Genomic DNA, 15,298 nt, shown 5'->3' on the forward strand with positions numbered 1-15,298 from the left:
TTTTTATTTCGCTTCGAGTCACGGATGCCTACGACCCGCCTTATCGCGCTGGACTCCTCCGAGCGCGCGCAGTTTTTTGCGCACCTGGCTGCCATGGAAAAAGCCGGAGTGCCAGCCCTACACGCGTTGCGCAGCCTCTCGGTGCCGGCGCATGCCCGTGGCGTACAGGCTGAGTTGCAGGCGCAACTTGAGCGCGGCGCCGACATGGCCACTGCCGGGCTGCGCAGCGGTTGGTTGATTCCGCTGGATGCCACCTTGTTGCGAGCGGGGCAAGCCAGTGGTTGTTTGGCGGCGGTCTATCAACGTCTGGCGGAGCGCTACGCACATCGCGCCAAGCAGGCCGCAGCGCTGAAATCGCGACTGATCATGCCGGCTGCGGTGCTGGTGCTGGCGCTGCTTATTCAGCCGCTGCCGCAGTTGGTCAGCGGTCAGTTGAGCGTGGCTGGCTACCTGTGGGGTGTGCTCTGGCCGTTACTCAGCATGACTGCGCTGTATGGGCTAGGGCGTAGCCTCTATCGACGACGCCAAGCCGCACCGGCGGCGAAAGCATCTTTACTCGAAACGTTGCTGGTGCGGGTGCCCCTGCTGGGAACCGCATTGCTAAGGCGCAACCTGCGTGATTTTTTCGACAGCCTCGGGCTGATGCTGGAAGCGGGCATGCCCATGTTGGACGCGCTACCCAAGGCCTGCGCGGCGATCAGTCATGCGCCGCCGCGTAAACGCTTCAGTGCCTTGCAGTTGGCGGTGCAAAGTGGGCAGTCGCTCACCCAGGCGTTGAATACAGTGGATTTCCCCGGGCATGGTCTGGCGCTTGGCCTGGTTCGCACCGGTGAAGCCAGCGGCACGCTGCCGGCCAGCCTGCTTAATTACGCCGCAGTAGAAACGCAAAAGCTGGATGGTTTTTTTGAGCAGTTAGCCACCTGGTTGCCGCGCCTGTTGTATGCCGCAGTGATGCTATGGATGGCTTATGGGCTGGTGACCGGCGCGGGGTTTGCGCCACGTATGCCGGTTGAGTTGGCGACTTAAGGTCTGTTGAAAGCTCGGGGCAAGGTTTCTGCGGGAGCATGTAGTTTTACTACAAGCTTGATTTGTAGTTTTACTACATAATTGCCGGCCCAGAATTGACCTTGCCCTATGGTGCCCCATGCAAAGAACCTCGCATCATGACCTGCGCGCCCAGTTCCGTGCGCTGTTAGCCTCAAATCGCTGTTATCACACCGCTTCAGTGTTTGATCCGATGGCAGCCCGCATCGCCGCTGATTTAGGGTTTGAAGTGGGCATTCTGGGTGGTTCTGTAGCTTCACTACAAGTTCTGGCCGCCCCCGACTTCGCGCTGATTACCCTCAGTGAGTTTGTCGAGCAGGCCACGCGCATTGGCCGCGTTAGCCGTCTGCCGGTGATTGCCGATGCGGATCATGGCTACGGCAATGCGCTGAACGTGATGCGCACCGTGGTTGAGCTGGAGCGCGCCGGGATTGCCGCGTTAACCCTTGAGGACACCCTGCTGCCTGCGCAATTCGGGCGCAAATCCACTGACCTGATCAGCATTGACGAAGGCGTCGGCAAAATACGCGCGGCATTGGAAGCGCGGGTTGATCCGGACCTGGCGATCATCGCCCGCACCCATGCCGGCGTGCTGGATGTCAGCGAAGTTATTCGCCGCACGCATGCCTATCAGGCCGCCGGGGCGGATGCCATCTGCCTGGTCGGCGTCGAGGATTTTGCTCATCTGGAGCAGATCGCCGCTGCCCTGAGCATTCCGCTGATGCTGGTCACCTACGGCAACCCCAAACTGCGCGACAACGCCCGTCTGGCCGCGCTGGGTGTGCGCATTGTGGTCAACGGCCATGCTGCTTACTTCGCGGCGATCAAGGCCACCTACGACTGCTTGCGTGAGCAGCGCGGAGCCGAACCTTGCGAACTCAACGCCACCGAACTGACGCATAAATACACGCAACCCGAGGACTACATCGTCTGGGCGCGCGAGTTTATGGAGGTCAAGGAGTAGGCCGACCGCCTGCGCTTGAGGTTCATCGCATTTCGGCGCATACCTACAGCGTAAACAACGGAGGGCGAGTGCATGGCCGGTGGTTGGGCAAACGATGGCGCGGTTCAGGAGCAAATCGATAGCAGCATCGAAGACGCCATTGCCCGTGTTCGCAGCCAACTGCCGCGCGGCGAAAGCCTGAGCCATTGCGAGGAGTGCGACGCCATCATTCCCGAAGCACGGCGTACAGCCATCCCCGGTGTGCACCTGTGCGTGGCCTGCCAAACCGAGCATGACAAGGAACAGGCCAAATTCAGCGGTTATAACCGCCGGGGTAGTAAGGACAGTCAGTTGCGCTGAGGGTCTAGGTGATTGCTGTTGGGCTTCACCGCTGCGCGGCTCAACCGCAACCTACGTGTGGTTATGCTGGCGATGGGTTTGGGTAGGTTGTGGTTTAGCGCAGCGAAGCCCAACAGGCCATTGGTATGCCTCGTTGGGCTTCGTCGCTGCGCTCCTCAACCCAACCTACGAAGCTCCACCCCAGTCTGGCAGTAGCAGTCCCCGGCGCACATAGCTGTGAATGGAGGAATAGGGCCATTCAAGCGGATGCTGGACGTGGCCATGTTTAACTGGGTTGTAGTGGATGTAGTCAACATGCCGCTGAAAGTCATGCTCATCACGGATGCAATGTTCCCAATAGCGCCGCTGCCAGATGCCGCGTTCTCGTTTGAGGTGACGCGAAAGCGAAATGCATTCGCCGGGGGCGACCTGACGGCTAAAGGCGGGCTTGATCAGGGCCCATCGCGTTGGGTAGTCCAGATCGTTTTCGGGTAGTTGCCAGATGCAATGTAGGTGATCGGGCAATACCACCATCGCCAGAATCTCGAATGGATGGCGTGCGCGAACGCTACGAATGCTCTGTCGGAGCGGCTCGATATGGTCGGTCAGTAGTGTTTGGCTGCGGTCGGCGAGCGTGACCGTAAAGAAGTAAGTGCCACCAGGCACCCAGGCGCGTCGATAGCGCATATTCACCGTCCTTGGTGAGTGAAATATGTCTCCAGTGTAGACCGGTGTTTATAGGTTGCTTGGGTGTTGGGGTAGTTGTTGGGCTTCGCCGCTGCGCGGCTCAACCACAACCTACGGGGCGTGTGGGTTGTGGCTGTTGGGTTTCGCCGCTGCGCGGCTCAACCGCAACCTACGGGGTGATGTAGGTTGTGGTTGAGCGCAGCGAAGCCCAACAGCGGTGATCCTGTCAGAACAGAAAATAGCGTTGCGCCATTGGCAGCACATCCGCCGGCTCACACCAGAGCAGTTGGCCGTCGGCCTTGACCTGATAGTTCTGCGCGTCCACTTCGATGGTGGGTTGGTAGTCGTTGTGGATCAGGTCGCTCTTTTTCAGGGTGCGGCAGCCTTTGACCACGCCAATCTTCTTCTTCAGGCCCAACTGCTCTGGCACGCCCGCCTCAAACGCCGCCTGGCTGATAAAGGTGAAGCTGGTGGCGTGACGGCTGCCACCGTAGCTGGCGAACATCGGGCGGTAATGCACCGGCTGCGGCGTGGGGATCGAGGCGTTGGCGTCGCCCATCAGGCTGGCGGCAATCGCGCCACCCTTGAGAATCAGCGTCGGTTTAACGCCAAAGAACGCCGGCCGCCAGAGCACCAGATCGGCCCATTTGCCCACTTCGACCGAGCCGACTTCGTGGCTGATGCCGTGGGTGATGGCTGGGTTGATGGTGTACTTGGCGATGTAGCGTTTAACCCGGAAGTTGCTGTTGCCGGGGCCGTCGCCTTCCAGCGGGCCGCGTTGCTTGTGCATCTTGTCGGCGGTCTGCCAAGTGCGGGTGATCACCTCGCCGACGCGGCCCATGGCCTGGCTGTCGGAGCTGATCATGCTGAACGCGCCGAGGTCATGCAGGATGTCTTCGGCGGCAATGGTCTCGCGGCGAATGCGGCTTTCGGCGAAGGCCACGTCCTCGGCGATGCTCGGGTCAAGGTGGTGGCAGACCATCAGCATGTCGAGGTGTTCGTCGATGGTGTTCTTGGTGAACGGCCGGGTCGGGTTGGTCGAGCTGGGCAGCACATTGGGGAAGCCGCAGGCCTTGATGATGTCCGGCGCGTGACCGCCACCGGCCCCCTCCGTGTGGTAGGTGTGGATGGTGCGGCCCTTGAACGCGGCGAGGGTGGTTTCGACAAAGCCGGATTCGTTCAGCGTGTCGGTGTGAATCGCCACCTGCACGTCGTATTGATCGGCCACGCTCAGGCAATTGTCGATGGCCGCCGGGGTGGTGCCCCAGTCTTCATGCAGCTTGAGGCCGATGGCGCCGGCCTTGACCTGCTCGATCAGCGGTTCCGGCAAAGAGGCGTTGCCCTTGCCGGTAAAGCCCATGTTCATCGGAAAGGCATCGGCGGCCTGCAGCATGCGCGCCATGTGCCACGGCCCTGAGGTGCAGGTTGTGGCGTTGGTGCCGGTGGCTGGCCCGGTGCCGCCACCGATCATGGTGGTGACCCCGCTCATCAAGGCTTCTTCGATCTGCTGCGGGCAGATGAAGTGGATATGGCTGTCGATGCCGCCGGCTGTGAGGATCATGCCTTCGCCGGCGATCACTTCGGTGCCTGCGCCGATGGCGATGGTCACGTCCGGCTGAATGTCGGCGTTACCGGCTTTGCCGATGGCGGCGATGCGCCCGTCTTTGAGGCCCACGTCGGCTTTGACGATGCCCCAGTGGTCGATGATCAGCGCGTTGGTGATCAGCGTGTCGACCACATCGGCGGCGCACAGTTGGCCCTGGCCCATGCCGTCGCGGATGACCTTGCCACCGCCGAATTTCACTTCTTCGCCATAGGTGGTGAAGTCTTTCTCAACCTCGATCCACAACTCAGTGTCGGCCAGGCGCACTTTGTCGCCGACGGTGGGGCCGAACATGTCGGCGTAGGCTTGGCGGGAAATTTTCATCAATAAGGTCCTGACACAGTGCGTTCGGTTTAGCTCTGTAGAAGGGGCCGGGCGGCGCTCCCACAGGCTTTGATTATTTGTGCCTAATCCAGCGCGCCCATCACCCGTCCGGCAAAGCCGAACACACGGCGATGGCCGGCCAGGTCAACCAGTTCCACTTCGCGGCTTTGCCCCGGCTCGAAGCGCACGGCGGTGCCGGCTGGGATGTTCAGGCGCATGCCGCGCGTGCTGGCGCGGTCGAAGGTCAGGGCGTCGTTGGTTTCAAAAAAGTGATAGTGCGAGCCGACCTGGATCGGCCGGTCGCCGCTGTTGGCCACGGTCAGGCGGTGCGTGCGGCGGCCGGCATTCAGCTCGATTTCGCCGTCCTGGATCTGGTATTCGCCGGGGATCATTGCTGCTTCACTCCAGGTTCAGTTGCATAAAGGTGAGGTCCAGCCAGCGGCCGAATTTGCGGCCGACTTGCGGCATCTGTCCGCTGGTGACGAAGCCGAGGCGCTCGTGCAGGCGGATCGAGGCGCTGTTGCCGCTCTCGATGGCCGCCACCATCACATGCAGGCCGGCGGCTTGCGCGCGTTCGATCAGGGCTTGCATCAGCAAAGGGCCGAGGCCCTGGCCGCGTTGGTCGCTGCGCACGTACACCGAGTGTTCGACGGTATTGCGAAAGCCTTCAATGGCGCGCCAAGTGCCGTAGCTGGCGTAGCCGACAACATCGCCGGCATCGTTATGGGCCACCAGCACCGGAAAGCCGGCGGCGTTGCGCTCATTCAACCAAGCCTGGCGATTGGCCAGATCCACCAGGGTTTCATTCCATATCGCCGTGGTGTGCTGCACCGCGTCGTTATAAATCGCAAGAATGGCGGGCAGGTCAGCGGCGGTGGCGTCTTGGATAATCATGTGTTTTCCAGGAATCCATTCAAGGTCGTAGCGAGCGCAGCTCAGGCAAGGCGCAAGTTGGCGAGGATGCGCAGTTGACGCCTGTCAATGAGCAATCCGAGCCAATTTGCAACGCAGCATGGGCAAGCGCAGTAGACATTGGATGGGTTCCTTAGGCGATCGGTTGGTGGACGGTTACTAGCTTGGTGCCATCCGGGAAGGTGGCCTCGACCTGGATATCCGGGATCATTTCCGGGATGCCTTCCATCACTTGATCGCGGCTCAGCAGGGTGGTGCCGAAGTGCATCAGCTCGGCTACGGTCTGGCCGTCACGTGCGCCTTCCAGTAAGGCAGCGGAGATATAGGCCATGGCTTCCGGGTAATTGAGTTTGAGGCCCCGGGCCAGGCGGCGTTCGGCCACTAAACCGGCGGTGAAGATCAGCAGTTTGTCTTTTTCGCGTGGGGTTAAATCCATTGTTCAAGTGCTCCAGATTCTGGGGGGGACAGCGCTGCGCCCGAGTAAAGCAGGGCGCAGCAGCCGCCAAAGTTCAATCAACCAGGCGCGGGCATGCAGCGCTTCACTGGCCAGGCAGCGGGCGACCAGCAGGCCGGGTAATTGGCTGAGGTCTCCGCGCACTGGGGTGCTGAGGGTACGACACTGGTCGAGCAGTTCGCTGTCGATTTCGCCGGTGATCAGCAAGGTGGCAAACACCGGTTGGCCGTCTAGGCCGATGGGCGAGTCGAGCAAACCGTCGTCGCCGACCACGCGCTGGCGCTCATGCCAGAACAACTGGCCGTCGCGACGGATATTCAACTGTGCGTGAAAAAGGCCGGCGTCGAAGCGCTCACCACTGGCCGGTCGGCCGAGGGCGACCACGTCCCAGTAGAGCAGCTTGGCATCGCCTTCGAGGTCAATTTCGGTGCTCAGTTCGGCCTGGGCCTCGGCATAGACGATGGTTTCCTGCGGCAGCCATTCCAGGGTTGCACCGGCTTCGACGCGCAGGCAGATGTGTTGGTAAGCCGGCCCTTTGGCGCGGTACCACTTGGCTGCGCCGGGACTGGTCAGCTGCGCCCAGGCGTTGCGGCCAACCGTGGCGGTGATGTCTAGGCGATCACCGCCGGCAATGCCGCCGGGGGGGTGGACGATGATGTGTTGGCACACCTCGGGGCCTTCGGCGTACAGGTGCTTTTGCACCCGCAGCGGGCCTTTGTGGCGGCGTAGGGTCGGGCGCGTGGTGCTGCCGTCGAGGCCATAGCCCAGTTCCAGCTCGGCGTGCCAGCTGGGGGTGAAGAGCGGCGTGGGTACGGGTGCGTTCATGGTTATCTTGTTGTGGGAATAAGGTTTTGCTGTTCTGTAGGAGCGAGCTTGCTCGCGAATCGCAATCGCGAGCAAGCTCGCTCCTACAGGTTGTGTTTATATCGCCACCAGGCCGCGCACGCCGTCGGCTTCCATGGTCTCACCACGGCCCTGCTGGACGATTTCGCCGCGGCTCATCACCAGGTACTGGTCGGCCAGTTCGGCGGCAAAGTCATAGAACTGCTCGACCAGCAAAATCGCCATGTCGCCGCGCTCGGCGAGTTTTTTGATCACCGCGCCGATCTCCTTGATCACCGAGGGCTGGATGCCTTCGGTGGGTTCATCGAGGATCAGCAAGCGCGGTTGGCTGGCCAGCGCGCGGCCGATGGCCAACTGTTGTTGCTGGCCGCCGGAGAGGTCGCCGCCGCGGCGATGTTTCATCTCGCGCAGCACGGGGAACAGCTCATAAATAAATTCCGGTACCACCTTAGCGTCGCTGCCGGGAAAGCGAGACAAGCCCATGAGCAGGTTCTCTTCCACGGTCAGGCGGCCGAAAATTTCCCGGCCCTGCGGCACGTAGGCTATACCGGCGTGCACGCGCTGGTGCGGCTTGAAGGCGGTGATGGCTTTGCCTTCCCAGTTCACCGCGCCTTCTTTAGCCGGGATCAGGCCCATCAGGCATTTCAGCAGGGTGGTCTTGCCCACGCCGTTACGGCCGAGCAGGCAGGTGACTTCGCCGACTTTCACCTCAAACGACAGGCCCCGCAGGATATGGCTGCCGCCGTAGTATTGGTGGAGTTGTTGGACTTGCAGCATGTGAATGTCCTTGTGCTCTACGTAGGTTGGGCTGAGCGCAGCGAAGCCCAACATGTGTGATCCTGGCATTGCGTTGGGCTTCGTCGCTACGCTCCTCAACCCAACCTACAAAACTTCAGCGCCCCAGATACACCTCAATCACTCGCTCATCGTTCTGCACCTGTTCCAGCGAGCCTTCGGCCAGCACGCTGCCTTGGTGCAACACGGTGACGTGGTCGGCGATGGAGCCGACAAAGCCCATGTCGTGCTCAACCACCATCAGCGAGTGCTTGCGTGCCAGCGACTTGAACAGCTCGGCGGTGAACTCGGTTTCGGCGTCGGTCATGCCCGCCACCGGCTCATCGAGCAGCAGCAGTTGCGGGTCTTGCACCAGCAGCATGCCGATCTCGAGAAACTGCTTCTGCCCGTGCGACAGCAGCCCGGCGGGGCGTGAGCGCGAGCTGTCGAGTTTGATCGTCTGCAGCACCTCGTCGATGCGGTCTTGCTGCTCGCCGGTCAGTTTGGCGCGCAGGCTGGCCCACACCGATTTGTTGGTCTTCTGCGCCAGTTCGAGGTTTTCGAACACGCTCATGCGGCCGATGCCGGACTGAGCGATTTGCACCTCGCTCATTTTGGTCAGGTCGAGGGTTTCGCCGAAGTAGGCGACGCCGTTGTCAGGGCGGGTTTTGCCGGTAATCACATCCATCATGGTGGTCTTGCCGGCACCGTTGGGGCCGATGATGCAGCGCAGCTCACCAACGCCGATATACAGCGTCAGGTTGGTCAGCGCTTTGAAGCCATCGAAGCTGACGTTGATGTCTTCCAAGGTCAGGATGGTGCCGTGGCGCACGTTCAGACCTTTGTTGGCCAGGGTACTGGTGCCGATCGGGTCGCGCCCGCTGCCGGCTGGGTCATAGGCAGGTTCGAGCATCAGGTCGGGGGCTGGCGTAGCGCGCATTATTGCTCTCCTTTCTTGCGTAACAAGCCAATCACGCCTTTAGGCAGGAACAGCGTCACGACGATAAATAGAAAGCCCAGAGCGAACAGCCAGTACTCGGGGAAGGCCACGGTAAACCAGCTCTTCATGCCGTTGACCAAGCCTGCGCCGAGCAGCGGGCCGATCAGCGTGCCACGCCCGCCGAGGGCGACCCACACGGCGGCTTCGATGGAGTTGGTCGGCGACATTTCGCTGGGGTTGATGATGCCCACTTGCGGCACATACAGCGCACCCGCAAGACCACAGAGCACGGCGCTGAGTACCCAGATAAACAGCTTGTAGCCGCGTGGGTCGTAGCCGCAGAACATCAGGCGGTTTTCCGCATCACGCAGCGCGGTGAGCACGCGGCCGAACTTGCTGCGCGCCAGTCGCCAGCCCAGGTACAGGCTGGCCACTAGCAGCACCACGGTGGCGAAGAACAGCGCCGCGCGGGTGTGCGCGGCGGTGATGTCGAAACCGAGAATGGTGCGGAAGTTGGTAAAGCCGTTGTTGCCGCCAAAGCCGGTTTCGTTGCGGAAGAACAGCAACATCCCAGCGAAGGTCGGCGCCTGGGTCATGATCGAGAAGTACACGCCCTTGATCCGCGAGCGGAAGGCGAAGAAGCCGAACACCAGTGCGAGCAAACCGGGGGCCAGCACCACCAGGCACATGGCCCAGAGGAAGCTGTCGGTGCCGTACCAATACCAAGGCAGCTCGGTCCAGGCGAGGAAGCTCATAAACGCCGGCAGGCCGTCGCCCGCCGCTTCGCGCATCAGGTACATGCCCATGGCGTAGCCACCGAGGGCAAAGAACAGGCCGTGACCGAGCGACAACAGCCCGGCATAACCCCAGACCAAGTCAAGCGCCAGGGCGACGATGCAATAGCAGAGGATTTTGCCGACCAGGGTCAGGGTGTAGGCCGACACATGCAGGGCGTTGTCCGCGGGCAGCAGGTGCAGCAGCGGCATGGCGAGCAATATGGCCAGTACCAGCAGGCCGATGGCCATGGACGCTTGCGGGCCAAGCTTGGCGCTGGCGCGGGCTAATAAGGTTTGATTCAGGGGCATAGTCATCAGTCGATCACCCGTCCTTTCAAAGCAAACAGACCTTGCGGGCGTTTCTGAATAAACAGAATGATCAGCGCGAGGATAAGGATCTTGCCGAGCACGGCGCCGATCTGCGGTTCGAGAATTTTGTTGGCGATGCCGAGGCCAAAGGCGGCCATCACGCTACCGGCCAGCTGACCGACGCCGCCGAGCACCACCACCAGGAAGGAGTCGATGATGTAGCTTTGGCCGAGGTCCGGGCCGACGTTGCCGATCTGGCTCAGGGCCACGCCGCCAAGGCCGGCGATACCGGAGCCGAGGCCGAAGGCGAGCATGTCCACCCGGCCGGTGGGCACGCCACAGCAGGCGGCCATGTTGCGGTTCTGCGTGACGGCGCGCACGTTCAGGCCGAGGCGGGTTTTGTTCAGCAGCAGCCAGGTCAGCAGCACCACAAACAGGGCGAAGCCGATGATGACGATGCGGTTGTACGGCAGCACCAGGTTGGGCAGCACTTGGATGCCCCCCGACAGCCAGGCCGGGTTGGCCACTTCAACGTTTTGCGCGCCGAAGATCACCCGCACCAGTTGGATCAGAATCAGGCTGATGCCCCAGGTGGCGAGCAGGGTTTCCAATGGGCGGCCGTAGAGGTGGCGAATCACTGTGCGTTCCAGGGCCATGCCGATGGCGGCGGTGACGAAGAAGGCCACCGGCAATGCCACCAACGGGTACAGCGCCAGGGCTTCCGGGGCGAAGCGCTGGAACATGACCTGCACCATGTAGGTGGAATAGGCCCCGAGCATCAGCATCTCGCCGTGGGCCATGTTGATCACCCCGAGCAAGCCGAAGGTGATGGCCAGGCCGAGCGCGGCGAGCAGCAGGATTGAACCGAGTGACAGGCCGCTAAAGGCCTGGCCGAGCAGTTCGCCGATCAGCAGTTTGCGTTTGACCTGAGCCAGGCTGGTTTCGGCGGCGGTGCGTACACCGGCATCGCTTTCGACGGCGGGGTCGAGCAGGGTTTCCAGGCGGGTGCGGGCCAGTGGATCGCCGGTTTCACCGAGCAGGCGCACGGCAGCCAGGCGCACGGCCGGGTCGCTATCGACCAGTTGCAGGTTGGCCAGGGCGAGGGTCAGGGCATCGCGCACGCCATCGTCGGTTTCGCTGGCGACTTGGGCGTTGAGCAGTTGCAGTTGCGCCGGTTTGGCACTCTTCTGCAGTTGCTTGGCAGCGGCCAGGCGCAGCGCCGGGTCTTCGCCGAGCAGTTGGTGGCTGGCCAGTGCGGTGGCGGTTAGGCCGCGCAGGCGGTTATTCAGGCGCAGCTTCTTGGGTGTTTCGACAGGCTGCGCGTCGCCTTCGGCGGGCTGATACGCACCATCTATTTCAATAAAGGCGTTTTTCGCGCTGTCTGCCGCGACGCGGCCTTGCTGCAGGGCTTCGATCAACGGCAGGCGCGCCGCATCGGGCGCGGCGGACCAGCGTTCGAGCAGGCTGGCCTGCTTGGCTGGGTTAGCGGCGACAAAGTCTTGGGCATCACCGGCGTGCGCGGCCAGGGGCAGCAGCAACAGCAGGCTCAGCAGAATTCGGGTAAGGGCAGTGGACATGGGAGTTCCTTGGCGTAGCCCGGATGCAATCCGGGAGCGGTCTTCCCGGATTGCATCCGGGCTACAGCGACCTTCCCCCCTTCACGGGTCGCCCACGTCCTCTCCCGCAGCGGGAGAGGGGCGGTAAACGCGCGCTGCGCTATCAGCAGATTAAAGGGGGAGGGCTTTTTTGCCTTAGTTCGACTTCACCGCATAATCCGGCTTCTTGTCGTTGCCTTCGATGTACGGGCTCCATGGCTGTGCACGGACTGGCCCTTCTGTCTGCCAGACCACCGAGAACTGACCGTCTTCCTGCACTTCACCAATCATCACGGGCTTGTGCAGGTGGTGGTTGGTTTTATCCATGGTCAGGGTGAAGCCACTTGGCGCGGCGAAGGTCTGCCCGTACATGGCTTCACGCACCTTGTCGACATCGGTGGTGCCGGCTTTTTCAACGGCCTGCGCCCACATGTGGATGCCTACATAAGTGGCTTCCATCGGGTCATTGGTGACCACGGTATCGGCGTTCGGCAGGTTTTTGGCCTTGGCGTAGGCTTTCCAGTCGGCGACGAACTTGGTGTTGACCGGGTTCTCGACCGACTGGAAGTAGTTCCAGGCGGCCAGTTGGCCAACCAGCGGCTTGGTGTCGATGCCGCGCAGTTCTTCTTCACCGACCGAGAAGGCTACAACCGGGATGTCGGTGGCTTCGATGCCCTGGTTGGCCAGTTCTTTGTAGAACGGCACGTTGGAGTCACCGTTGACGGTGGAGATCACTGCGGTTTTGCCGCCAGCGGAGAACTTCTTGATGTTGGCGACGATGGTTTGGTAATCGCTATGACCGAACGGGGTGTAGACCTCTTCGATGTCTTTATCGGCCACGCCTTTGCTGATCAGGAAGGCGCGCAGGATCTTGTTGGTGGTGCGCGGGTAAACGTAGTCAGTGCCGAGCAGGAAGTAGCGCTTGGCACCGCCGCCGTCTTCGCTCATCAGGTACTCGACTGCCGGAATGGCTTGCTGGTTTGGCGCTGCACCGGTGTAGAAGACGTTTGGCGACATCTCTTCGCCTTCGTACTGCACGGGGTAGAACAGCAGGCCGTTGAGTTCTTCATAGACCGGCAGTACGGATTTGCGCGACACCGAGGTCCAGCAGCCGAAGGTCACGGCGACTTTGTCCTGGGTCAGCAACTGACGACCACGTTCGGCGAACAGCGGCCAGTTGGACGCCGGGTCAACTACCACGGCTTCAAGTTGCTTGCCGAGCACGCCGCCTTTGGCGTTGATCTCGTCAATGGTCATCAGGGCCATGTCTTTCAGCGAGGTTTCCGAGATGGCCATGGTGCCAGACAGCGAATGCAGCACGCCCACCTTGATGGTTTCGGCGGCTTGCAGGGTCCAGCTCATGCCCATGGCGGCGATGGAAGCGGACAGGGTAAAGGCCTTGATCAGATTGCGACGTTGCATGGTGCGATCTCCATTCACGAACTTAAGTGTTTGAGCTGCTGGTTTTTAGTTTTTTGTCTGGCAGTTAAAACAGGCGCTAGCCCTAGGGCGTTCACCTCAGGTCGTCACCTCTGGCGTCTGAACAGTGCGCTGACGCGCGCTGTGCAGCATGTGCAGGGTGATTTTGCGCACTTCGGCTTTGCTGACCTCTATATGGGTCTTGAGCAATAGCTGTGCCTCTTTGCTCCGGCGCGACAAAATTGCCGCAAGTATTTGTCCATGTTCGGCATAAGTGGCCGCTACGCGTGGGCTCTGGGTGAAGTCCAGGCGCCGGATAATGCGGATCTTCTCGCTCACTTCGGCGTGCAGGCGGGCCATTTCGCGGTTGCCCGCAGCCTCTACCAACAAGCAATGAAAACGCTCATCCAGGCGCGAGACTTCAGCGCCATCCTGCAAACGTTGCTCGGGCTGCACCAGCCAGGTGCGCTTGAGTTGTTCCAGTGCAGACGACTGCTCCTCGACGGGGCGTTCGCATAAGCGCCGCACGGCCTCCAGTTCGAGAACGATGCGCACCTCGTACAACTCCTCAAAATGGGCGAAGTCGAACGGCTTGACCTGCCAGCCGCTGCGGAAATACACCTGCAGATAGCCTTCTCGTTCCAATCGATACAGCGCCTGGCGCACGGGCGTGCGGCTGACGGCCATGCGCGCGGCGATCTCGCCTTCGGAGAAGCGATCACCGGGCAGCAGGCGAAACTCAAAGATGTCGTCTTTGAGCTGCTGGTAGATGCGCTCGGCGAAATTCTCCGGGCGTTCCTTACCGCTGCTGGGCGCGCCGCTCAGTTGCATGGGCCAGCCGCCAAAGCTGGTGATATCGCGCGCGCCGTGCAGGGCATAAGGCTCGCAGATAAAGCCTTTGACCCAGCGGCCATCGGCCAATTGCAGGTTGCCGATGCCCAGCGGGGCGGGGATTTCCGCGACAAACTCGCCAAAGCGTGCCTGAGGGATGTCCCACAGCTCGACGATGATCGCCGCGCCATCCTCAGCCACACGCGCCAGGCCCGGTTTTGGCGGCACGGTGCCGGGCAGGGCATACAGGCGATAGGTGGCGGCGCTGGTGGTCTGCTCGACCAGCACGGCGTTGCGGCTGGTGAGCTGGAAATTCAGCGGCATGCCAGTCAGGTGCGCGCCCACTACAGCGACGCGCACGCTGCCGGGGGCGGGTGTGTGGCGCGGAAGCGCTTCCGGTAAGGGTTGCCCGGTCGCGCCTAGCGGTAACTTGAGCGCTTGCTGCCAGCGTTGGCCGAAGGCAGCCAGGGCCTGATCGTGCCAAGCCGGAGCGATCAGAGTGATGCCAGCGGGCAAACCATCGGCGCGAAAACCGGCCGGCAGGGCCAGGGCGGATAAATCGGCGAGGTTGGTGAAGTTGGTGTAGGTGCCGAACTGACTGTTGAACAGCACCGGTTCGGCCTCCATGTCGGCCAGGGTGCGCAGGGTCGGCGAGGTCGGTACCACTAGGGCATCGAAACCGGCCAGGATGTCGTTGATCGTGCGGCTCAGTTCGGCGCGGATGTATTCGGCCTTGTAGGCATCGCAGGCGCTGTATTGATGGCCGTTCTCGACGATGCCGCGTACCACCGGGTTGATGTGCTCAGGATTGACGCCTTCCAGCGCCACCGTGCGTTCGGCCACCCAGCTGCCGTAATAGAGCTGTTCGGCCAGTTGCTGGAAGGGTGCGAAGTCGATTTCTACCAACTGCACATCCAGCTCACGCAGTTTGCCCAGCGCTTGCTCGAACACGGCTTGGTTTTGTGTGTCGCCAAAGAACTCGGGGTTGCTCGGCACGGCCAGGCGTGGCTTGGTCGGCATGCCGACTGGGGCTGTGCAGGGGTTGTGACGGCTGTACGGATCGGCAGCATCATAGCCGCCGGAGATCTGCGCCACCGCCAGTGCATCGGCCACGGTCAGGGCAAATACCGAGATGCAGTCCAGTGTTTTACAGGCGGGCACCAGCCCGGTGTTCGGCAGCCAGCCTTTGCTCGGTTTGAGCCCGACAATATTGTTGAATCCGGCCGGTACGCGCCCGGATCCGGCGGTGTCAGTGCCGAGCGAGAAGGGCACCAAGCCGCGCGCCACCACGCTGGCCGAACCGGAGCTGGAACCACCGCTGACGTAATCCGGGTTGAAACTGTTGCACACCGCGCCATGGGGTGAACGGGTGCCGACCAGCCCCGTGGCAAACTGATCGAGGTTGGTCTTGCCGATCAGAATGGCACCGGCTGCCCGCAGGCGTGCCACGACCGTGGCATCCGCCTCGGCGGTGTAGGCGAACGCCGGGCAGGCTGCTGTGGTGG

The 15,298-nt window shown here is 61.8% G+C and carries 15 protein-coding genes and 1 pseudogene; 3 read left to right on the forward strand and 13 right to left on the reverse strand.

From position 1 onward, the window contains the following. The first annotated feature begins 24 nt into the window (after nt 1-24). The 3 genes from AUK77_RS18445 (at nt 25) to AUK77_RS18455 (ending at nt 2,347) form a co-directional block, all read left to right on the forward strand. Nucleotides 25-1,026 carry a type II secretion system F family protein gene (locus AUK77_RS18445; protein ID WP_296132719.1) on the forward strand — a complete coding sequence of 334 codons (1,002 nt, stop codon included), beginning with the start codon at nt 25-27 and terminating at the stop codon, nt 1,024-1,026. Nucleotides 1,027-1,144: 118 nt separating this feature from the next. Next, nucleotides 1,145-2,008, forward strand: a complete 864-nt coding sequence (locus tag AUK77_RS18450; RefSeq protein ID WP_296132721.1) for an oxaloacetate decarboxylase — start codon at nt 1,145-1,147, stop codon at nt 2,006-2,008. 72 nt (nt 2,009-2,080) lie between these two features. Next, nucleotides 2,081-2,347, forward strand: a complete 267-nt coding sequence (locus AUK77_RS18455; protein WP_296132722.1) for a DksA/TraR family C4-type zinc finger protein — start codon at nt 2,081-2,083, stop codon at nt 2,345-2,347. Nucleotides 2,348-2,512: 165 nt separating this feature from the next. Here AUK77_RS18455 and AUK77_RS18460 read toward each other — a convergent pair whose 3' ends face one another. From AUK77_RS18460 to atzF, 13 genes and pseudogenes are all read right to left on the reverse strand, one after another. Next, nucleotides 2,513-3,013, reverse strand: coding sequence for a transposase (locus AUK77_RS18460; RefSeq protein WP_296132724.1), 501 nt, complete (start codon nt 3,011-3,013; stop codon nt 2,513-2,515). A 226-nt stretch (nt 3,014-3,239) separates the two neighbouring features. Further along, the gene (ureC, locus tag AUK77_RS18465) at nt 3,240-4,940 is read right to left on the reverse strand and encodes an urease subunit alpha (RefSeq protein WP_296132726.1); all 1,701 of its coding nucleotides are present in this window, start codon (nt 4,938-4,940) and stop codon (nt 3,240-3,242) included. Nucleotides 4,941-5,023: 83 nt separating this feature from the next. Further along, nucleotides 5,024-5,332, reverse strand: a complete 309-nt coding sequence (locus tag AUK77_RS18470; RefSeq protein ID WP_296132728.1) for an urease subunit beta — start codon at nt 5,330-5,332, stop codon at nt 5,024-5,026. A gap of 7 nt (nt 5,333-5,339) precedes the next feature. After that, complete coding sequence (locus AUK77_RS18475; RefSeq protein ID WP_296132730.1) at nt 5,340-5,834, reverse strand: GNAT family N-acetyltransferase; 495 nt, start codon at nt 5,832-5,834, stop codon at nt 5,340-5,342. Nucleotides 5,835-5,985: 151 nt separating this feature from the next. Beyond that, nucleotides 5,986-6,288, reverse strand: coding sequence for an urease subunit gamma (locus AUK77_RS18480; protein WP_296132732.1), 303 nt, complete (start codon nt 6,286-6,288; stop codon nt 5,986-5,988). Between the two features lie 3 nt (nt 6,289-6,291). Beyond that, entirely contained in the window at nt 6,292-7,131 is an 840-nt protein-coding gene (locus AUK77_RS18485) for an urease accessory protein UreD (RefSeq protein ID WP_296132734.1), read from the reverse strand. Nucleotides 7,132-7,227: 96 nt separating this feature from the next. Continuing rightward, nucleotides 7,228-7,926: an urea ABC transporter ATP-binding subunit UrtE gene (gene urtE / locus AUK77_RS18490; protein WP_296132746.1), complete on the reverse strand. Its 699-nt coding sequence runs from the start codon at nt 7,924-7,926 to the stop codon at nt 7,228-7,230. A gap of 115 nt (nt 7,927-8,041) precedes the next feature. Next, on the reverse strand, nt 8,042-8,863 hold the full coding sequence (urtD, locus tag AUK77_RS18495) for an urea ABC transporter ATP-binding protein UrtD (protein ID WP_296132736.1): 822 nt from the start codon (nt 8,861-8,863) through the stop codon (nt 8,042-8,044). After that, nucleotides 8,863-9,954, reverse strand: coding sequence for an urea ABC transporter permease subunit UrtC (urtC, locus tag AUK77_RS18500; protein WP_296132738.1), 1,092 nt, complete (start codon nt 9,952-9,954; stop codon nt 8,863-8,865). The genes urtD and urtC overlap by 1 nt, the downstream gene beginning before the upstream one ends. Next, entirely contained in the window at nt 9,954-11,525 is a 1,572-nt protein-coding gene (gene urtB / locus AUK77_RS18505; protein WP_296132740.1) for an urea ABC transporter permease subunit UrtB, read from the reverse strand. Before urtB ends, urtC begins: the two co-directional genes overlap by 1 nt. A gap of 174 nt (nt 11,526-11,699) precedes the next feature. Further along, nucleotides 11,700-12,965 (reverse strand): urea ABC transporter substrate-binding protein, encoded by a 1,266-nt coding sequence (gene urtA, locus AUK77_RS18510; protein ID WP_296132742.1) that lies wholly within the window; start codon nt 12,963-12,965, stop codon nt 11,700-11,702. Nucleotides 12,966-13,061: 96 nt separating this feature from the next. Further along, nucleotides 13,062-13,793, reverse strand: coding sequence for a GntR family transcriptional regulator (locus tag AUK77_RS18515; protein ID WP_296132748.1), 732 nt, complete (start codon nt 13,791-13,793; stop codon nt 13,062-13,064). A 3-nt stretch (nt 13,794-13,796) separates the two neighbouring features. Continuing rightward, nucleotides 13,797-15,298 (reverse strand): annotated as a pseudogene (gene atzF / locus AUK77_RS18520) (allophanate hydrolase); the annotation flags it as partial.

The sequence above is a fragment of the Pseudomonas sp. Ga0074129 genome (genome assembly GCA_001465025.1).
Taxonomy (GTDB): domain Bacteria; phylum Pseudomonadota; class Gammaproteobacteria; order Pseudomonadales; family Pseudomonadaceae; genus Aquipseudomonas.